Annotated in this window: 17 protein-coding genes; 6 read left to right on the top strand and 11 right to left on the bottom strand. The window is 66.0% G+C overall.

Annotated features, from left to right (window positions below; genetic code table 11):
- Positions 1-174: 174 nt before the first annotated feature.
- Positions 175-417, bottom strand: coding sequence for a hypothetical protein (locus H926_RS0111290; protein WP_022676394.1), 243 nt, complete (start codon positions 415-417; stop codon positions 175-177).
- A gap of 77 nt (positions 418-494) precedes the next feature.
- Here H926_RS0111290 and H926_RS0111285 point away from each other — a divergent pair, with 77 nt between their 5' ends.
- Both H926_RS0111285 and aroB read left to right on the top strand, forming a co-directional pair.
- Positions 495-1,076 (top strand): shikimate kinase, encoded by a 582-nt coding sequence (locus tag H926_RS0111285; RefSeq protein ID WP_022676393.1) that lies wholly within the window; start codon positions 495-497, stop codon positions 1,074-1,076.
- Positions 1,067-2,173, top strand: coding sequence for a 3-dehydroquinate synthase (gene aroB, locus H926_RS0111280; RefSeq protein WP_022676392.1), 1,107 nt, complete (start codon positions 1,067-1,069; stop codon positions 2,171-2,173). The genes H926_RS0111285 and aroB overlap by 10 nt, the downstream gene beginning before the upstream one ends.
- A 118-nt stretch (positions 2,174-2,291) precedes the next feature.
- Here the strand turns inward: aroB and H926_RS0111275 are convergent, their stop codons facing one another.
- Genes H926_RS0111275 through zwf form a run of 6 tightly spaced genes read right to left on the bottom strand, consistent with a single transcriptional unit; the run spans position 2,292 to position 8,048 of the window.
- A complete protein-coding gene (locus H926_RS0111275) occupies positions 2,292-2,741 on the bottom strand; it encodes a DUF488 family protein (protein WP_022676391.1) in 450 nt (149 codons plus the stop codon).
- Positions 2,738-3,109 carry a tRNA-binding protein gene (locus H926_RS0111270; protein WP_022676390.1) on the bottom strand — a complete coding sequence of 124 codons (372 nt, stop codon included), beginning with the start codon at positions 3,107-3,109 and terminating at the stop codon, positions 2,738-2,740. Before H926_RS0111270 ends, H926_RS0111275 begins: the two co-directional genes overlap by 4 nt.
- A 52-nt stretch (positions 3,110-3,161) precedes the next feature.
- Complete coding sequence (locus tag H926_RS0111265; RefSeq protein ID WP_022676389.1) at positions 3,162-4,130, bottom strand: ROK family protein; 969 nt, start codon at positions 4,128-4,130, stop codon at positions 3,162-3,164.
- Between the two features lie 27 nt (positions 4,131-4,157).
- Positions 4,158-5,981, bottom strand: coding sequence for a phosphogluconate dehydratase (edd, locus tag H926_RS0111260; RefSeq protein ID WP_022676388.1), 1,824 nt, complete (start codon positions 5,979-5,981; stop codon positions 4,158-4,160).
- Positions 5,978-6,607 (bottom strand): 6-phosphogluconolactonase, encoded by a 630-nt coding sequence (locus H926_RS0111255; RefSeq protein WP_022676387.1) that lies wholly within the window; start codon positions 6,605-6,607, stop codon positions 5,978-5,980. Before H926_RS0111255 ends, edd begins: the two co-directional genes overlap by 4 nt.
- The gene (zwf, locus tag H926_RS0111250; protein ID WP_022676386.1) at positions 6,600-8,048 is read right to left on the bottom strand and encodes a glucose-6-phosphate dehydrogenase; all 1,449 of its coding nucleotides are present in this window, start codon (positions 8,046-8,048) and stop codon (positions 6,600-6,602) included. The genes H926_RS0111255 and zwf overlap by 8 nt, the downstream gene beginning before the upstream one ends.
- Positions 8,049-8,357: 309 nt before the next feature.
- On the opposite strand from zwf, the gene H926_RS0111245 reads away from it, so the two are divergent.
- Positions 8,358-9,287, top strand: a complete 930-nt coding sequence (locus H926_RS0111245; RefSeq protein WP_022676385.1) for an ROK family protein — start codon at positions 8,358-8,360, stop codon at positions 9,285-9,287.
- Between the two features lie 118 nt (positions 9,288-9,405).
- Here the strand turns inward: H926_RS0111245 and H926_RS0111240 are convergent, their stop codons facing one another.
- A complete protein-coding gene (locus tag H926_RS0111240) occupies positions 9,406-11,880 on the bottom strand; it encodes a TonB-dependent receptor domain-containing protein (protein ID WP_022676384.1) in 2,475 nt (824 codons plus the stop codon).
- 245 nt (positions 11,881-12,125) lie between these two features.
- On the opposite strand from H926_RS0111240, the gene H926_RS0111235 reads away from it, so the two are divergent.
- On the top strand, positions 12,126-13,172 hold the full coding sequence (locus H926_RS0111235; protein WP_022676383.1) for a LacI family DNA-binding transcriptional regulator: 1,047 nt from the start codon (positions 12,126-12,128) through the stop codon (positions 13,170-13,172).
- Positions 13,173-13,199: 27 nt separating this feature from the next.
- On the opposite strand, the gene H926_RS26990 is transcribed toward H926_RS0111235, so the two are convergent.
- From H926_RS26990 to H926_RS26985, 3 genes are all read right to left on the bottom strand, one after another.
- A complete protein-coding gene (locus H926_RS26990; RefSeq protein ID WP_022676382.1) occupies positions 13,200-14,360 on the bottom strand; it encodes a glycoside hydrolase family 68 protein in 1,161 nt (386 codons plus the stop codon).
- Positions 14,361-14,428: 68 nt separating this feature from the next.
- A complete protein-coding gene (locus H926_RS0111225) occupies positions 14,429-16,531 on the bottom strand; it encodes an alpha-galactosidase (protein WP_082209118.1) in 2,103 nt (700 codons plus the stop codon).
- Positions 16,528-17,850, bottom strand: coding sequence for an MFS transporter (locus H926_RS26985; protein ID WP_051146337.1), 1,323 nt, complete (start codon positions 17,848-17,850; stop codon positions 16,528-16,530). The genes H926_RS0111225 and H926_RS26985 overlap by 4 nt, the downstream gene beginning before the upstream one ends.
- A gap of 328 nt (positions 17,851-18,178) precedes the next feature.
- Here H926_RS26985 and H926_RS0111215 point away from each other — a divergent pair, with 328 nt between their 5' ends.
- Together H926_RS0111215 and H926_RS26980 are read left to right on the top strand one after the other, a co-directional pair.
- Entirely contained in the window at positions 18,179-19,000 is an 822-nt protein-coding gene (locus H926_RS0111215) for a winged helix-turn-helix domain-containing protein (protein WP_202804695.1), read from the top strand.
- 211 nt (positions 19,001-19,211) lie between these two features.
- Positions 19,212-20,309: hypothetical protein (locus tag H926_RS26980; protein WP_158441971.1), on the top strand; the 1,098-nt coding region annotated here is incomplete at its 3' end.

The following is a 20,309-nucleotide window of genomic DNA, read 5'->3' as shown; positions in this document are numbered from 1 at the left end:
CCTTGGCCGCGGCAGGTGCTGCCGCGGGCTTGGCCTTGGCCGGCTGCGGGCGTGCGGGCTGCGCCGCCGGCTTGTCAAAACCGGGCGGCAGCAGCGATTCCTGCGCCAGCAGCGCGCCGGTCATCCCGGCAATGGCAACGCAGCCGAGCAGGGCATGGCGGAAAAGGCGCGGTTTCATGGCTTGCTTTCCGAATGGGCCAAGCTGGCGTTACTGGGCACGGCAACGGGCTGTTCCACCCAAGCGGTCTGGCGTGGCCCGCCCAGCATCCAGGCCAGCATAACCAGGGCCACGATCACGGCCGCCACCAAGCCACCGCCGATCGCCAGCCAGGGCAGCCCCTGAAACGGCGCGAATCCACCAGCGGAAAGCGTCGGCCGATTTTCCGGCCCGCGCCCATCACCCTTGCCACTTTGCATTGAACCCTGATTGTTCACGTTGCCTCGCTGCCACGGCGCTTGCGCTTGGCCCTAGCGCAAGTATAGGCGGCGCGGCAATGGACCACGAAAGCGCCCTCTTATCCATGGCGGAAATCGCCCGCATTGGCCGCCGGATCGATCGGCCGGTGGTGCTGGTAGGCATGATGGGCGTGGGCAAGACCACGGTGGGCCGCAAGCTGGCCAGCCTGCTCGACGTGCCTTTTGTGGATGCGGACGAAGAAATCGAGCGCGCGGCGCAAATGCCGATCCCCGAAATCTTTGCCACCTATGGCGAACCCTATTTCCGCAGTGGCGAGCGCCGGGTCATCGCCCGCCTGCTCGACGGCGCCACGCCAACGCGGCGCAAGATCCTGGCCACCGGCGGCGGCGCCTTTGTCGATCCCGATACGCGGCGGCTGATTCTCGACAAGGCGGTGTCGGTCTGGCTCGACAGCGATATCGACACGCTGGTGGAGCGCGTGGGCCGCAAGGACAATCGCCCGCTGCTGCGCGGCGGCAACCCGCGCGAGATCCTTTCCCGCCTGCGCGAGGACCGGCGCGCCGCCTATGAGCAGGCGGCAATCCATATCACCAGCGGCAACCTGCCCCACGGCGTGACGGCAAACCGCATCCTGAAAGCGATTGACGCATGGCTGTAATCCCCGTCGCCATTGCCGGCGCCCCCTATGACGTGGTGATCGAAGAAGGCGCCCTCGCCCGCGCTGGTAGGCTGTGCCGCCCGTTCGTGCGCAAGGACAGCGTCGCGGTGATCACCGACGAAAACGTCGCCGCCGCCTGGCGCGAGACGGTGACGGCCAGCTTTGCCGCGCAGGGCATCGCCAGCCAGTGGCTGGTGCTGCCGGCCGGAGAGGCGACCAAATCCTGGGACAGCCTGGTGCGCGTGGTCGATTGGCTGCTGGGCCTGGAGATCGAGCGCAAGGACAACGTGGTGGCGCTGGGCGGCGGCGTGATCGGCGATCTGACCGGCTTTGCCGCCTCGATGGTCAAGCGCGGCTGCGGCTTTATCCAGATGCCCACCACGCTGCTGGCGCAGGTCGATTCCAGCGTTGGTGGCAAGACCGCGATCAACACGGCCATGGGCAAGAACCTGGTGGGCGCGTTCCACCAGCCCAGCCTGGTGCTGGCCGATCCCCTCAGTCTCGATACCCTGCCCCTGCGCGATGTGCGCGCCGGCTATGCCGAAGTGGTTAAGTACGGGCTGATCGACGATCCCGAATTCTTCTTCTGGTGCGAGGCCAACGCCGCCCACCTGCTGGCCGGCGAGGCTGAGGCGCGCGAGCACGCCATTGCGCGCAGCGTGGCAGCCAAGGCGCGGATCGTGGCCGCCGACGAAAAGGAAACCACCGGCGTGCGCGCCCTGCTCAACCTGGGGCACACCTTTGGCCATGCGCTGGAGGCGCAGACCGGCTTTTCGGATCGCCTGCTGCACGGCGAAGGCGTGGCGCTGGGCATGATCCTGGCCGCGCGCTATTCCGCGCGGATCGGCCTGATGAGCGGCCAGGATGCCGAGCGCGTGGCCGCGCATATCGCTGCTGTGGGCCTGCCGGCTTCGCTCAAGGGGCTGGACATGAATTGCGACGGGCAGACGCTCAAGAATCACATGCTCCACGACAAGAAGATGGACGCGGGCACCCTGCCCTTCCTGCTGATGCGCGGCATTGGCCAGACGTTCCTGGCCAAGGATGTGGACCTGGCGGATGTGGCAGCGTTCCTTGACGAGGAACTGGCGCGCTAAGCGCCCCCTCCACCACCGCTACGCGGCGGTCCCCCTCCCCACAAGTGGGGAGGATCTTGAAGGTCCTCCCCACTTGTGGGGAGGGGGACCAGCCGCAGGCTGGTGGAGGGGCGATGCCTCAGACTACGTCCGGCACCAGATCGACCGCGGCAAACTCTGGCAGCATCGCTTCGCGCAGCAAAGTGCGGTGGCATTCGTGCGCGGCGCGTTCATAGCATAACAGGGCAACGCGCTTTTCCGTGGCCAGGGCATGCAGGTGCGCCCCAGCAGCCATCGCCTCGGGCAGTTCGAGTTGGCCGGCATAGATGCGTTCCAGCGCCGCGTGATCATGCGCGCGTGCGGCGGCGCGGCCGTCCGCAGGCGTGCCCAACGCCTTGAAATGCACATACTGGATGCCAGCCTGCGCCAGCGCTCCGGCCAGCGCGGTCTTGGAAAAGCCGGGCCGGCGCGACAGCGGCAGGGCGCGCACGTCGGCCAGCACGTCGACGCCGGCGGCTTTGAGCGTGCCGATCACGGCATCGAGCGTCGCCTGCTCATAGCCGATCGTCCAGATCGTGGGCGCGGTCATAGCAAGCGGGCGCCGTTGGGCACGGGGCGTTCGGGGCTCGCCAGCACCACGCGGCCTTCGGCATCGGCAAAACCGAGCGTGAGCACTTCGGAAATCGCCTTGCCCACCTGGCGCGGCGGGAAGTTGACCACGGCGGCGACCTGGCGGCCGACCAGGCTGGCCGGATCATACAGCGCGGCCACTTGCGCGCAGCTTTTCTTGTGCCCCACGCCGGGGCCAAAATCGATCACCAGCTTGATCGAGGGTTTGCGTGCGCCAACCAGGTCTTCAGCGGAAAGCACGGTGCCGATGCGGATGTCCACTTTCAGGAAATCGCTGAAGGCAATCGTTTCTTCGGGCTCGCTGGCGGGATCGTGAATAACATGCATGGGCCAATTGTGCCCCGGCCGCCCCGCATGTGCAAGGCGGCCGGTGGCCCGATCAGTCCTTGTTGGCCTGGGCAAAGGCGGCAGCTGCGCCAAACAGGCCCGGCTGCGGATGGGTGATCAGCTTGACCGGCATCTGCGCCATGATCTGCTCGAACCGCCCCTTGGCGCGGAATCGCTCGGCAAAGCCAGACCGCACCAGGCAATCCTTGATGCGAAGGCCAAGCCCGCCAGCCATGACCACGGCCGAGGCACCATGGGCCAGCGCCAGGTCGCCCGCCACGCTGCCCAGGCTCAGGCAGAAGCGATCGATCGCGGCGGCGGCCAGGCTGTCTTCGCCGCTGCTGCCCAGCGTCCAGATCGCCTTGTCGTCACGCGGGATGAACGGCGCGCCCTCGATCAGCGCCAGCGTTTCATAGATATCGACGATGCCAGGCCCCGCCACCACGCGCTCTACTGAAACGCGGCGATGACGCTTGCGCAGGCGGGCGAGCACCGCGTCCTCTATCCCGTCGAGCGGGGCATAATCGATATGTCCGCCTTCGGTGGGCTGCACTTGATAGCCATGCGCATGGCGCCACAACTGGGCCACGCCCAGCCCGGTGCCCGGCCCGACGACGCTGAATACGCCATGATCGGGCAGCGACACGTCGGGGCCAGACAGGTGGATGAAGTGTTCTTCGCCGGCCTGCGCCACGGCATGGGCGACGGCGGCGAAATCGTTGACCACGACATAGCGTTCGGCGCCCAGCTTTTCCGGGATCAGCGCCGGCCGGATGATCCACGGGTTGTTGGTGAACTTGATCACCTCGCCCCCTACCGGCCCGGCCACGGCGATGGCGCAGGCCTTGGGCACCGCGCCACCGTTCTGGCGGGCAAATTCCTCCCACGCCAGCTGGAAGCTGGCATGTTCGGCCGTCTTGAGTGTGACGGCCTCGCCCAGATGCGTAACCCGGCCACCTTCCACGGTGGCCAAGGCAAAGCGCGCGTGCGTACCGCCGATGTCTACGGCTACGAGTTCCATGATATCCTCTCCCCCGAATGCCGGACGTTACAGGCCTGCAGCGGCCAACATGGCCGATCCGCCGCGCTCGGCCGGATCGGAATAGTGGCGCATCAGGGCAAACAGCTCGCGGCCCACGCCCATCGCCTCGGGCGGGGCCACCACGTCTTCACGCGCAGCCCATTCATCAGCATCGACCAGCGCCACCAGTTCGCCCGTCTGCGCACAGACGCGCACGATATCGCCATCGCGCAGCTTGGCGAGCGGGCCGCCCAGCTTGGCTTCGGGCGAGACGTGGATTGCCGCTGGCACCTTGCCCGATGCGCCCGACATGCGCCCATCGGTGACCAATGCCACGCGGAAACCGCGATCCTGCAACACGCCGAGCGGCGGCGTCAGCTTGTGCAGTTCGGGCATGCCATTGGCGGCCGGGCCCTGGAAACGCACGACCACGATCACATCGCGTTCGAGTTCGCCGGCCTTGAACGCCTTGAGCACGTCGTTCTGGTCGGCAAAGACGCGCGCGGGCGCCTCGATCGTCCAGCGCGACGCATCCACCGCGCTGACCTTGATCGTGCCACGGCCCAGATTGCCCTGTAGCAGGCGCAGGCCGCCTTCAGGCTGGAACGGCGCGGTGACCGGGCGCAGCATGCTGTCATCCCCGCTCTTGACCGGGGCGGGGCTCCACGTGAGCGTGTCGCCATCCATGACCGGTTCCTGCGCGCCATCGGCAAGCGAAGCGCCATAGACAGTGCGGATGTCGGCATGGGCCAGCCCGTTGTCGAGCAGTTCGCGGATGACATAGGGCATGCCACCGGCGGCGTGGAAATAGTTCACATCGCCCGCGCCATTGGGATAGACGCTGGCGATCAGCGGCACCACGCGCGACAGCTCGTCCATGTCGTCCCAGTCGATCTGCACGCCTGCGGCGCGCGCCATGGCCGGAATGTGGATGACGTGGTTGGTCGAACCACCCGTGGCCAGCAGGCCGACCACGGCATTGACGATGGCCTTTTCATCCACGCAATGGCCCAGCGGGCGATAGTCATCGCCATCCCAGCTGATCTGCGCGGCGCGGTGCACGGCGGCGCGGGTCAGTTCCTGGCGCAGCTTGGTGCCGGGCAGGACGAAGCTGGAACCGGGCATGTGCAGGCCCATCATTTCCATCATCATCTGGTTGGAATTGGCCGTGCCATAGAACGTGCAGGTGCCGGCCGAGTGATAGCTTGCGCTTTCGGATTCGAGCAGTTCGTCGCGGCCAACCTTGCCTTCGGCATAGAGCTGGCGAATGCGCACCTTTTCCTTGTTGGCCAGGCCCGTAGGCATCGGGCCCGACGGGACCAGGATCGTGGGCAGATGGCCAAAGCGCAGGCCGCCGATGATCAGGCCAGGCACGATCTTGTCGCAGATGCCCAGGAACAGCGCCGCCTCGAACATGCCGTGCGACAGGCCCACCGCGGTGCTCATCGCGATGGTGTCGCGGCTGAACAGCGACAGTTCCATCGAATCCTGGCCCTGCGTCACCCCGTCGCACATCGCCGGAACGCCGCCCGCCACCTGCGCCGTAGCGCCCACTTCGCGGGCGAAAACCTTGATCTGTTCGGGATAACGACCATAGGGCTGGTGCGCCGAAAGCATGTCGTTGAACGCGCTGACGATGCCGATGTTCAGCGCCTTGCCATCGCGCAGCGCCAGCTTGTCATCCCCGGCGGCGGCAAAGCCATGGGCCAGGTTGCCGCAGGTCAGCTTGGGGCGGTTGACGCCTGCCTCGCGCGCGCGATCGATGAGATCGAGATAGGCGGCGCGGGTATCGCGGCTGCGTGCCACGATACGATCGGTGACCTTGGCCACGGTAGGATGAAGGGCCATCATTCGCTCCAATAGATGGTAACCGGCGGGCCATCGCTGCCGCGCAGGAAATCGGAAACAGGGTAATCGGCGTTGCCCGCCAGCACGTCTTCGATCAGCGCCTTCTTCGATGCGCCGGTCACGACCAGGATCACTTCCTTGGTGGCCTTGAGCGCCCGCGCGGTCAGCGTCAGTCGATCGAACGGTGCCTCGGGCGGCAGCGGGATCGGCGTGGTGGCAATCACCGTGGCGCCGGGGCGGACCAACGCCTGCATGGTCGGAAACAGCGAGGCGACGTGGCCATCCTCGCCCATGCCCAGCCACACCAGGTCGAACGGCGCCACTGCAGCGCCCTCTTCCAGGCGTTCGAACCTGGCACCGCTGTCACCCAGCGCGCCGTAAAGCTTGCCGAAATTGCTGGCGGGATGATCGTCGGGCACGCGGCGATCGTCGGTCAGCGCCAGGGTGGCGCCCGACCAATCGAGCCCGCGATCCTTGAGCAGGGCAAAGACCTTGAGCGGGGTGGAGCCGCCGGTCATCGCCAGGCGCTTTTCACCCGGACGCGCCAGTTCGGTGGCGATGCGATCGGCCACGGCGGCAGCATCGCCAGGCTTGGCCCACCGCACGCGCGGGTTGGCGGTCTCAGTCATTCCAGCTTCTCCCGTCGCGCTCGGTCAGGGCGATGGCCGCGTTGGGGCCCCAGCTGCCAGCGGCATAGGGCTTGCACTCCATATCACCACCCGCCCAGACCGCGCGGATCGCATCGACCCAGCGCCACTGCGCTTCCACCTCGTCACGGCGCACGAACAGCGTCTGTTCGCCCTCGATCAGGTCGAGCAGCAGGCGTTCATAGGCAATGCGACGCCGCGCCTTGGCAAACGCCTGGGTCAGCGAGAGATCGAGGTTGACCTCGCGCAGCACCACCCCGCCGCGATCGAGCCCCGGCTCCTTGGCCATGACCTGAAGTCGCACGTATTCTTCCGGCTGCAGGCGGATGACCATGCGATTGGCCTGCAACTTGCCGCCCCGGCCCGAGAAGATGTTGTGTGGCACCTGCTTGAACTGCACCACGATTTCCGACCGACGTTCGGCCAGACGCTTGCCGGTGCGCAGGTAGAACGGCACGCCCTGCCAGCGCCAGTTGTCGACATGCGCCTTGATCGCCACGAAGGTTTCGGTGTCCGACGGCTCGCCCAGGTCTTCCTGGTAGCCAGCCACCCCACCGCCCTTCACCGCCCCGGCACGATACTGCCCGCGCACCATCTCCTCGGCCTTCACCGTGCGCAGTGCGCGCAGAACCTTGACCTTTTCATCGCGGATCGAGGTGGCATCGAAATCGCGCGGCGGCTCCATCGCGATCAGCGCGAGCAGCTGGAGCATGTGGTTCTGCACCATGTCGCGCAGGGCGCCAGTATCGTCGTAGAAACCCTTGCGCCCTTCCAGGCCTACGGTTTCGCTGACGGTGATCTGCACGTGATCGATATTGCCGGCGTTCCACTGCGGCTCGAACATCATGTTGGCAAAGCGCAGCGCCATCAGGTTCTGCACGGTTTCCTTGCCCAGGTAGTGATCGATGCGGAAGATCTGGTCTTCGGCAAAGGCCCCGGCAACAGCATCGTTGATGCGGCGGCTGGAGGCCAGATCATTGCCCAGCGGCTTTTCCAGGCCGATGCGCACGTTGTCATGCGCCAGGCCAGCGCGACGCAGGCCCTCGATCGTCGGCTCGAACAGCGCGGGCGCGGTCGACAGGAAGATCGACAGGCCGCAGCTGGTATCGCCCAGCTTGGTAGCCAGATCGGCAAAGCCATCGACGTTCGATGCGTCGAGCGTCTGGTATTCCAGGCGCGCCAGAAAACTGGCCAGCTTGGTCTCGTCCTTGCGGTCTTCCGGCAGGAATTCATCGAGCGCGGCGTGGGCAAAATCGCGGAAATCAGCGTCGGTGTGTTCCGAGCGTGCGGTGCCGACAATGCGCAGGCCCGGATCGATCAACCCGTCTTCATGCAGGGCATAGAGCGAGGGCAACAGCATCCGGCGGGAAAGGTCGCCGGTTGCGCCAAAGAGCAAAAGCGCAGAACAACTGCTGTCGGCCATCGGCGGATCTCCTTATCTTTCGCAACACGAATGCCGTGCGCGCTTGCATGGCAACGTGCGACCCCTTGGGTTGGGTCCTTGTCGATGCTTGCCCTAGTCGCTCATGCGGCGCGATGCACGTCGCATAAGTATGCAAGCGGGGTGGGCACTGCCAAGCACGTTTCCATGCCTGGCCATGGTAGCGCGCGCAATTTCCTGCCGCGCGCATGATCGCGCCGTTTTCGTGATAATTCGATTGCAAAGAGGTTGACCATACTGGCATCACGCCTTCAAGGACCGTCCGATTTGTGCGATCCAAAGGGAGAAATAATGCCTGCTGCCCCGCTCAACGGTGCCCCCCTGATCGGTGCGATCGAGGCAGGCGGAACCAAGTTCATCGCCGCACTCGCCACCCCGGAAGGCGAAATCCTGGCGCGCACGCGCATTCCCACGCAAACGCCCGAAACCTGCTTCCCCGCGCTGGCCGATTTCTTTGCCGCCGCGCAGGAAGAGCATGGCCCCGTCGCCGCCTTTGGCGTTGCCAGCTTCGGCCCGATCGACATCGATCCCACCTCGCCCACTTATGGCACGTTCACCACCACGCCCAAGCCGGGCTGGCAGGGCGCGCGTTTCCACGATGTGCTGGGCAGCTTCGGCGCGCCGATCGTGGTCGATACCGATGTGAACGGGGCCTGCCTGGGCGAATGGATGAAGGGCGCGGGCCAGGGTTGCCGCACGCTGGCCTATACCACTATCGGCACCGGCGTGGGCACCGGCGTGGTCAGCCATGGCCGCTCGCTGATGGGCATTTCCCACTTTGAAAGCGGGCATATCCTGCCCCCGCACGACCGCACGCTTGATCCGTTCGCAGGATCGTGCCCCTACCACGGTGATTGCCTGGAAGGCCTGGCATCGGGTCCGGCGATCGAAAAGCGCTGGGGCAAGAGCCTGGACCAACTGGCCGGTGACAGCGCGGCGATCGATCTGATCGGCGGCTATATCGCGCACCTCGCGGCAAGCCTGGTGCTGCTGCACATGCCCGATCGCCTGATTTTCGGCGGCGGCGTGATGAAGGCGCCGGGCCTGGTGGAATCGGTTCGCCGCCAGACCGAAGCCAAGCTCAACGGCTATGTCAGCCACCCGCGCCTCGATGCTGGGCTGGAAACCTACATCGTCACGCCAGGCCTGGGCGACGATGCCGGCATCACCGGCGCGATCGCGCTGGGCTGCCAGGCGCTGGACGTGGCCCTGCCGGGCTGATCTCGCCCACCATAAAGCGCGCACAAAAAGCCCGGCAAGGTCTGACCTTGCCGGGCTTTTTGCTGTTTATCTGTCACAAAAAAGGCGGCCGGGAATGCCCCGGCCGCCCTCCCGTGGATCAGAACTTGTAACGAACCGAAGCGCTCATCGTGCGGCCCAGCATGGCGCTGTTGTCGAAGATCGCCTGGTTGGCAGACAGGCCGGCCGTACCCGGGCCCACGGCGATCGAACCGTTGTTGGCGCGGTAGCCGAGCGTGTTGAACAGGTTGTTGACGTTGAAGCTCACTTCCAGCTTGTCGGCCGGGCGAACCTTGACGAAGCCGTTCACAAACGTGCGGCCCGGCGCGGTATAGCCACCCGAAACCAGGAAGTTGGACTGGCCGCTGGCCGAGAAGCCGATGGCGGCAACGCCCGCGTCATAGCTGGGCGAAACCAGCCAGGTCCACTTCGGCATGGCGACCGGGGTGGTCTTGGTGCCGACGTTTTCGGCGTGGGTATAGACCACATAGCCGTCGAGCGAGAAGTGGCCCGCCGACACGCCGCCCGAGGCTTCCACGCCATAGGAGTGGTAGATCGCGTCGATGAACGGGCTTTCGCCGCGCGAAGGAGCGGTGAAGTCGTAATTGCTTTCCTTCACCTGCGCCCGATAGAGCGTGACTTCGGCGTGGTAGCGACCGCCGCCCACATTGCCGCGCTGCTTGAGGCCCAGTTCCTGCTGGCTGACATAGTTGACCGACAGGTGATCGCCACCGGCCGTCAGCTTGCCATCGGCAGTGAAATTGGCGTTGTTGTACAGCAGGCGATCGGCGTTGAAGCGGCCACCGCGGCTGACGCGGACGAACACGCTCGTGTCGTTGCTCACTTCATAGAGCGCGCCGAACGACCAGCTGACATAGCCCTTGGTGTAGTTCAGCACGTTGTCCGGGGTGGACTTGGTGTTGTAGGCCGGGATCGAGGCCGAGCCGAGCGCGTCGGTAACCGTCACGTTGCCCACGGCCTGCGGCGCATAGGCCGCACCCGATGCCTTCACGCTGTCATAGCGCACGCTGCCATCGAGGTTGAGGTGGCCAACCTGGCCTTCGAGCTGACCATAAAGCGCATCGTCGGTGTAGCTGACGTCATACGAACGCCCGCCGCAGCAGCCGCCCCACTGGTTGTTGAAGCCGGTCAGGCCCTGCGCGGTCAGCTGGTTGCCGGCAGCATCGAACAGGTCGAGCGGAACGGGATTGCTCGAACCGTTGAGGGTCTGCGTGGCGTTGTTGATGCGCCAATCCATCGCCACGGTCTGGCGCATGTGGAACCAACCGGCATTGGCCTTGACCTTGGCGCCGTCACCCACGTCGAACTTGCCGCTGAACGTCAGGTCGTTCACCAGGCTGCCGACATCCTTCATGTCGACATAGGCCTGCGCGCTGTTGCTGACGAAACGGCCGTTATAGACCTGGCCGGCGTTGGGGCCGGCGGCATAGCGCAGCGTGCCCAGACCCGCGAGCGAGGCAGCGGTGGCTTCACCGGTCCACTGGTTGGCAAAGGTGCCGCTCATCGAGGTCCAGCGGGCCTTGTCGGTCACGGTGAACGCGGGGGTGAATTCATAGTGGAATTCGCCGCCCAGCGCGGTGGCGACCGGGTGAATGCCTTCCATCGCCACCGTGCGCACGTTGCCGTTGGCATCGAGGATCTGGAAGTTCTGGTTGTAGATGCCGGTGGAGGCATACTTGCGCGCGTCGACGCCGTCGAACGTGCTATAGCCGGTGATCTTGTTGCCCGAGAGCGTCACCAGGCTGGGCATCGAGGTGAACGTCGGTTCCTTGTCGTCCAACCGCTTGAAGTTGAAGCGGATGTAGCCCTTGCCGTCGTCAAAGTCCTTGGTGATGTTGCCCTTGATCTGATAGCCGCTCTGCGCCTTGTACGGCAGGTGCGTCGGGCCGTTGCCATCGATCGCATAGCCGCCCAGGTGGAAGCGCACGCTGTCGGACAGGTGGCCGCCGTAATCGAAATCGACGCGGGTTTCGCGATAGTTGAGCGCCTGGCTCAGGCCGATTTCGCCGCCGTCATGCTCGCCGGTCTTGGACACGTAGTTGATGACCGCGCCGGGCGCCTGGCTGGAGAAGGTGGAGGCCGAACCACCGCGCACCGCTTCCACGCGGTTCACGTTGTTGTCAAAGCGCACCCAGTAGTCGTTGTTGCCGAACTGGATATCGCCGAACAGGGTGACCGGCAGGCCATCTTCCTGAAGGCCGACATATTCCGAACCGCCGGTGGAAACCGGGATGCCGCGCACGCCGATGTTGGCGTTGCCGCCCGGGCCGGCGGTGTCCTGCACGTTGAGGCCGGGGATCGTGCGCAGCACTTCGGCCTGCGAGCGCGGGGTGAAGTTGGTGACCGCTTCCTGGTTGATCTGCGACACCGAGATCGACGAAAGCTGGGCAGACTTGCCGCCGGCAGCGGCGGTCACCACGATCGGGGCGACATCGGCGGCGTCATCGGCGGGGGTCGCGGCCGGCTGGGCATCCTGCGCCAGGGCGGGCGTGGCAATCAGCGCACCGGCAAGGGCGGCGAGCGACGCGCACGACAGAAAAGCGGACGGCTTCATCAGGTACTCTCCCATGAACACGTTCCCACATGCGGAGCGGGAATCGATAAATAGCCTGATACGCACCACTACAATCGTTTGCAATGCGCATTTGCACGCTATGCAATGGATTGCATCTTCAGCTATCACTTTGCCTCGGGCTGTGGCATCGCTGCATCACCCATCGCCTCGAAGCCCGGCGTTGCAGGGCTTTAAGTTGCCTGCTCCACCTTGCTTTCAGGGTTCCCCCAGCTAAAAGCGTGGCCATGACCGAAACGTCCAACGAAAAGACCGTAAGAGAGGCAAGCAAACCCAGGATCCGCAACATTGCGGAACTTGCGCGCATGGCCGGTGTTTCGGCCGGCACTGTTTCGCGCGCGCTAGCCGGCAAGAGCCTGGTCAACGCCGAAACCCGCGAGCGCATCCAGGCGATCGCCCGCGAACATGGATTCCGGCCCAACCAGATGGCCCGCCGCCTGCGCACGCAGCGCACCGGGGTGATCGGCGTAGTCATCCCGCTCGGCCACGAGCGCCGCCAACACATTTCCGATCCCTTTTTCATGACGTTGTTCGGGCACTTGGCCGATGCGCTGACGGAAAGCGGGCACGACCTGATGCTGTCGCGCGTGATCCCCGGCGATGACGAGTGGCTGGATCGCATCGTCGATTCCGGCATGCTCGATGGCGCCCTGGTGATCGGCCAGTCCAACCAGATGGACGCGATCGAGCGGGTGGCAGAGCGCTATCTGCCGATGGTGGTGTGGGGCAGCCACCGCGACGGGCAGATCCATTGCACCGTGGGCACCGACAATCGTTCGGGCGGCCGCCTGGCGGCGCAGCGTCTGCTTGATCAGGGCAAGCGCAAGCTCGTGTTCTTTGGCGATACCGGCGCGCCGGAAATTGCCGATCGCCTGGCCGGTGCGCAGGAGGCCGTGGCGGCATGCGCGGGGGCCACGCCGCTCGTGGCGTGCTCGACCCATCTGTCCAACGAGGAAATCCCCGAACAGGTGGCCGGGCACCTTGAGCAGTTCGCCGGCCTGATCGACGGCATCGTCTGCGCGTCTGACGTGATCGCGATGACCACGCTGCGCCTGTTGCACGAACGCGGCGTGCGTGTGCCCCACGATGTGGCCGTGACCGGGTTTGACGATGTGCCGATCGCCACGCAAACCGTGCCGCAGCTTACCACCGTGCGCCAGGATATTGCTGGCGGGGCGCGCGCGATGGTCGACCTCTTGACCCAGCGCATCGCCGGCGTGGAAACCCCATCAACGATCATGGCCCCCGAACTGGTCGTGCGCGAAAGCGCCTGACCGGCACGGGGGGCCAAGCCGCCAGGTTCAGGCCGCGACGGTGACGCGATCCCCGTCGAACGCCAGTTGGAACACTGGCGCCGGCGTGCCACCGAACTGGGCGCGCAGAAGTTCGGGATGATCGGCCAGCTTGCGTCCGTTCATGCCCCAATAGTCGATGAAGCTCCACACCGCGCCTTCGCCCGTCACCCACCAGCTATAGGTCTGGCCGGGCTCGCCGGCTGGATTGGGGGCAACCAGGCCGCTGCCGTTGATCTGGCGCCACGGGCCGGTGAGGCTGTCGGCCACCATGCCATAAAGGCCGTTGGGTCCATCGACGGCGCCAGGAGCAAAAGTATGCCGCTGGGTGGACCAGAACAGGTAATAACGGCCCTCGCGCCATACCACGCAGGGGCGCTCCATTTCGTTGTTGGTGCCGATCGCCTCGACCAGCGGATCTTCCAGCAGCCAGCCGGTATCGCTCAGCGTGGCGAGGCCCACCAGTCCGTTGTGCGGGTTGTCGGTCCAGGCTGCGCTGCCGGTAAAGACGATGTGACGCTGGCCAGTGGCGGGGTCACGGAACCATGCCGGATCGCGAAACGCCTTGATCGAACCAGGCGCAGGATTGGTGATTTCCTGGCGATCGGCAATATAGCGGCGGCCATCAGCGGCAACGATTTCCTGCGGGGCCTGCCACTGCCCCGGGCCATCCGCGCCCAGCGTGCCCGGCACGGCGAACAGGCGCTGCTCATAGGAGAAGGCCCCGCCCTGGCGACCGGCCACGGTGTAGAACAGCGTCACCGAAACGCCGTCGTCCATCACCACGGCGCAGCCGGCCCATTCGCGGGTGCCGGGGTTGAGCCCATCGGGCAAGGCGTTGCCATGATCGCGCCAGCCATCGGCACCGTGCGACAGCAGGCGGATGCGCGCCACATCGTGCCGCTGCACCGGATCGGGGAAGCACGGCGCGCTGAGGAAGAACCACCAGGTGCGCCCGGCATGCACCGCCGTGCGCCCATCTTCGTGCGCCAGCGGCCAGCAGTCCCACAGATCGAGGCCGGGCATGATCGGCGCGACATCGGCCGCCGTCACCAGCGGAATTTCGGGCACGGGGTCATAGCCATGCGGCTCCCAGCGGCTCGGCTGCCGGGTGACCGGGTGAGCAATCGTTTGCGCATCGGGCTGGAAAGAAGGACGATCGGCGGACATGCGACCTCGTGCTGGTTGGCGCGTCAGGCGCGCGAGGAAGGGTGGAGGGTGTAAAGCGGCCAAGTCATTCACCCGGCCTCGATATGAAAGATCGCCACGGTCTGGGCATTCATCGGCGGCATGGGCAGGCCGGCATGGGACAGCCAGTTGCCTGCCAGCGTTACCGGCGCATCCACCATGGCACGATGGAGCGGGGTGGTTGGGGCGGCGTGGCCACCAGTGCCACCGGCCATGCGCAGCAGGCGCACCTTGCATGCCCCCTGCCCGGCCAGATGCGGCAAGCGCAGCGGCTGCGGCCGACGATCAGCGGCCGGCGCGCGGCGAATGGCAAACAGCAGTTGCGCCTGTGCATTGCCCTGGGCCTGCCACACCAGGCCATCGGGGCCTTCGCCCAGCCACACCTGCCCGCCATGCAGCAGATCGCGCCAGGTGCGGTGAAACGCGATCCAGCCGGCAAGTTCATCCCGCTCTGGCGCGTCAAGCGTGCGCGGGTCCATCTCCACACCGAAATGCCCTGGCATGGCCACGGCAGCGCGAAACGCCAGGGCCTGTGCCCGGCCCGTGGCATGGGCGGGGCTGGCGCCCACGTGGCTGCCCATCATCTCGGGCGGCAGGAAAGCCAGGAACCCGCGCTGGATATCCACGCGGCTGACGGCATCGATATTGTCGCTGGTCCAATAGCGGTGGACATAGGGCGCCATACCGGCGTCGCTGCGCCCGCCACCACCTGCACAGGCCTCTATCTCGACGCCGGGATGGGCGGCGCGCAAGCGGGCCAGCAAGTCATACAGCCCGCGCACCTGTGCCGCGCCACCGGACGGCGCCAGATCGCGATTGTGGTCCCATTTCAGATAGCTGATCGGCACATCGCGCAGCAGATGATCGAGGCAATCGAACAGATAGTCACGCACCGCTGCCTGCGACAGATCCAGCACCAACTGGTTGCGGGCCGTGGGTCGCGCACGATCGGGTAGCGCCAGTGCCCAACCGGGATGGGCGCGATAGAGATCGCTATCGGGGTTGACCATTTCCGGCTCGACCCACAGTCCGAATTCCATGCCGGTGGCAATGATCCGGTGCGCCAGCGGCGCCAGGCCTTGCGGATACTTGGCTGGATCGGGCGTCCAGTCGCCCAGCCCAGCCGTATCGTCGTTGCGCCCCACGAACCAGCCATCGTCGAGCACAAAGCGCTCTATGCCGATCTGCGCGGCGGCTTCGGCCAAGGCAAGGATGCGCGCCTCGTCATGATCGAAATAGCAGGCTTCCCACGAATTCAGATGGACTTTGCGCGGCGGCATGGTGCCGCCCGGCCAGCGCACCATGGCCCGCACCGCCGCATGGAACACCGCCGTGGCGCCGTTGCGCCCGTGGCTGGACCAGGCTGCCAATACATCGGGCGCAGTCCAACTGCTGCCCGGCGCCAGAACCACCTCGCCCGGTGCCAGGCGCGCGCCAGCCATGGCGATGAAGAACCCTTCGTCATCGCGTTCCACCCGGATCAGGCTGTCGCCCGACCAGCACAATTGCAGCGCGTGAACCGGACCGGCGGCATGCCCTGCCCCCTCGCCCAGCACGAACAGCCCGGCCGGGCCACCATGGCCGGCAATGCCGCGCCGCCCTTCGCGCTGCCAGGCATGCGCTGGCAAGGGCTCGACCTTCTCCACCAGTTCGGCATTGTGCCGCCCGCGCCAGGACACCAGCTGCGCGGCATCGCCCGGCAGCGGCAGCACCGCGCTGGCCAGCCAATCGAGCTGGATCGGCGCAGGGCCGATATTGGTCAGCGTGGCACCCATGCGAAAGCCGCCAAGGCCATCGGCGGCGATGGTCTGCACCAGGCGCACGCCCTGCACCGTATCATCGAGGCAGATCACCAGCCCGTCGTCGGTGCGGGCAACATCGCTGTTGGTCCACGAGACAACCATGCCGGCCCCGGTGGCATCACGCAGTTCCACCGCAGCCGGGCCGAACCAGCCCAGCCCGCCCACCGGGGCGCTATCGAGCGGGACGTCTTCGTCAAACGAAAACGATGCCGCGCCGCGCGTGTCGGCCAGCGGCGGCAGGCCAGCAACATCCACCGCCGCGCCCCAATGGCGCCATGCCGGAGCACGATCGGCGCGCGGCTCCAGCACGATTGCCGCATCGCCGCTGGTCAAGGCAAACATGCCGCTCATGCCAGGGCTTGCGCCTGGGCCACGGCATGGGCGCGCCCTTCGCGTACCCACAGGACCGACAGTGCCGCCGCGATCAACAGCGCGCCGCACAGCGACAGCATATTGCCCGGATCGCCACGCAGCACATGGGAATAGACACCCAGCCCCAGCTTGATGAAGCCCAGGTCCAACTCGCTCATCACCACCGCGAACAGCAACATGGGGATCACGATCATCATGTTGAAAATGCCCATATAAACCCCGGTGCGGGCCGGCGGGATGGAATTGGTAAGGATGGCATAGGGGTTGCCCATGATGCTGCCCCAGGCAAGACCCACGCCCACCGCCGGCACGAACAGCAGGGCCTTGTCGGTAATGTGCGGCAGCGCCAGCATGCCCACGCCACCGGCCAGCAGGCACAGCGCGTGGAGCGGCCCCGGCCCGATCCGGCGCACCAGCGGCACCATGGCAAACGCGGTAACGAACGAAATGCCGTTGTAGAACGCGGCCATCTCGCCATTGGTCAGCACCGCGCTGTGGAATGCCGAACTATGTGCATCTGTGGTGTGATAGACCGTCCGCGCGATCGAATAGGTGACATAGAGCCAATAGCCGGACATCGCCGACCACTGGAAAAGGCTCATCAGCCCAAGCTTGCGCATGGCGACCGGCATGGTGCGGATGGCATCGGCAATCTCAGCCAGTGCCGCGCCAAAGCCCTTGGGCGCGGCCTCGATATGCGCGCGTTCCTGCGGTGTCAGCGGCAGTTCCGGCACGCGCCACACCGACCACAGGATCGTCACCAGCGACAGGACGGCGCCCAGCGTGAACACCACCCGCACGGTATAGGGAATGCCATGGGCATCGACCCAATCCTGGTTCATGCCCAGGCCGACCAGGATTGAGGGCGTCAGAAACGCCAGCATCTGCGCCAGGCCGGTGAACGCGCTTTGCGACAGGAACCCGGTCTGCCGCTGGTTGGGATTGAGCCGGTCGGAGACATAGGCCCGGTAGGGCTCCATCGTGATGTTGTTGCCAGCGTCGAGCAGCCAGAGCAGCGAGGCAGCCATCAGCACCGACGAGGACAGCGGCATGATGAACAGCCCAAGCGCGCAGAGCACGGCCCCGACCAGGAAATAGGGCGTGCGGCGGCCCCAGCGGCTGGCGGTGCGATCAGACAGCGCGCCGATCAGCGGCTGAACCAGCAACCCGGTGATCGGCCCAGCCAAGCCAAGCAGCGGAAGCTGCGCCTCGTTGGCGCCAAGATAGCTGTAGATCGGGCCCATGTTGCCCTGCTGCAGGCCGAAGCTGAACTGCAGACCCAGGAAGCCCAGATTCATTTCCAGGATGCGCGCCAGGGACAGATGTGGCCGCGCAGATCCCGATGCCACGCAACCGCTGCCCGGCACCGTGCTGCCTGGCGGAGTTTCGGCCTGATTGCGGGCAAATTCCATGACGCTCTCCCAAGGGGCTTCACCGGCCCTTCGCGTGCACCATGGCACAGACAATGCGCCCTTACAACAATCGATTGCAAAATGGGCTCGTCGATCTTCGGCTCGAAAGCCGCGCGAACCGCAAGAAAAAGAAACTTGCCGCGAAGGGTTTTGCCACGCCCCTCGTTAAGCCGGTGTCCCTCATCCCTCCCCTCCCACTGATGGACCCTGACGAATGCCCCTTGCACACTCCGAACTCCGCCCAAATCCCGCCGGTGCCATGCGCTTTGCCCGCAACGACGCGATGATCACCGCACCCGCTCCGGCCAACGGTTATGAACCCGCCATGCGCCGCACCCACGATGCCCGCATCGCCCTGCTCGATGAAGATCAGCAGACCCGCGACATGCTGCGTGAATACCTGGAAGGCCAGGGCATGCACGTGGTGCCCGTCGCCAATGGCACCGAACTGCGCCAGCTGGTGTCGCAGGAACCGATCGATGCGGTGATCCTCGATGTCATGGCCCGTGGCGAGGATTCGCTCGGCCTGCTGCGCGAGATGGCTGAACAGCCCGGCACGCCGCCGGTCATGCTGCTTTCCGCCGTCGCCAGCGATATCGATCGCATCGTCGGCCTGGAACTGGGCGCTGACGATTATCTCGCCAAGCCGTTCAACCCGCGCGAACTGCTCGCCCGCCTGCGCGTGGTGCTGCGCCGTGGTAACGCCGCCACCGCGCGCGCCGCTGCCACTCCAGTGCTGACCTTTGCCGGTTGGGTGCTCGATCCCACGTTCTATGTGGTGCGCGATGCCGCTGGCCGCGACGTTGACCTGACCAGCGGCGAATTCAAGCTGCTCCATGCCCTGGCAGTCCACGCCGGCCAGGTCGTCAGCCGCGAAGCGCTGCTGCGCCTGGTCCATGGCGACGAAGCCGAAGCGTTTGACCGCGCGATCGATGTCGCCGTTTCGCGCCTGCGTGCCAAGCTGGTGCGCCACGGCGGCGGCGCCCTGATCCGCACGGTACGCGGCGAAGGCTATCTGTTCGCGGCCCGCATCTGACCGCAAACTGACGCAACACCCCAAGACCTGGCGCCGCGTCCCTCCGCGCTGCTGCGTCCTGGAAGGCTTGGAACGGGGCTGCATCGCCAGGCGGTGCAGCCCGGTTCGCGTTTGCGCATGTCGCCAGCAAGCGTGCGTTAACCATTCCTTGGCCTCCGTCCTTTTATTCCCGCCCTAGCCATAGCGACGGACAAAAAGGGGCAGACGGGGCATGACGCAGATCCACGGCGGCGACACGATCGCACCCTGGCTTTGCGCGCGGGCGCCGCTGTTGGCGCGGGTGCTGGCCTGGATAGCCCGCACGACCTTGGCGATGGATCGCTCCATCAACGCAGCCTTGGCCACAACCGTTGCGTGGACCGGCGCGATTTGCGCGGTTATCGCCCTGCAAATCCTGCTGATCATCACGCACAAAACTTGGTTGGACGAATGGCAGGCCGTGTTGATCGCGGTGCAGACGCCAACCTGGCCCGATCTGCTTGCCGCGCTGCGCTATGAAGGTCATCCCCCGCTGTGGTACGCGATCCTGCGCGGTCTGGCGCACGTTCTATCTGCGCCATTGCTGACCCTGCCGGTGGCAGCCGCCCTGATTGCGGTTCCGGGCCAGCTTACCATCCTGCTAGGTGCACCCTTCGCGCGCAGCCAGCGGTTGTGCCTGGCCCTGTCGGAATTCGTGCTGTTCGAATTCTTTACCGTGTCGCGCAGCCTGACATTGGGCGCGGTGTGCGTGTTCCTGGCCTTGGCACTGTGGCGACGCGGCCACTGGGCCTGGCCATTCATCATCTTGTTGCCGCAGTGCGATTTCCTGTTCGGGGTGCTGTCGTTCATATTCGTCGGTTGGCGCTGGGCCGAACGGCGCGCGCCGCTGGGCTGGCTGGGCGGGTGGATCGCCTCGGGCCTGTTGGCAGCATGGTGGGTGCGCCCCGCGCCCGACGTGGCGCCTGCCATCACCCAGCATGGCCCGTTTGCCCGCCTGGTCGATTGGCTGGCAGGGATGAGCGCACAGGGGCTGCCGCTGCAGTGGCACGGCCTGCGCCCGGAATGGGACCAGCCGCCCCCGGCGCTGCTCGGCGCGGTTGCGCTGTTCGCGCTGGCGGCGATGGCCTGGACGCAATTGCGCGGCCGCTGGGCCGACCGCGTGGTGCTGGCCGCTTTCGTTGGCTTCACCCTGGTGTTCAGTTTGGCGGTCTATGCTCTGTCGATCCGCCATCTCATGCTGTGCACGCTGCTGCTCATGGCGATGGTCTGGCGCGATACCCTGCGCGGTGGCGCCGGGCCGGGCGTGTGGATGCGCGGCTGGCTGTGGCTC

Source organism: Novosphingobium sp. B-7 (assembly GCF_000410615.1).
Classification (GTDB): Bacteria; Pseudomonadota; Alphaproteobacteria; order Sphingomonadales; family Sphingomonadaceae; genus Novosphingobium; species Novosphingobium capsulatum.
This window is presented reverse-complemented; position numbering and strand designations above follow the sequence as displayed.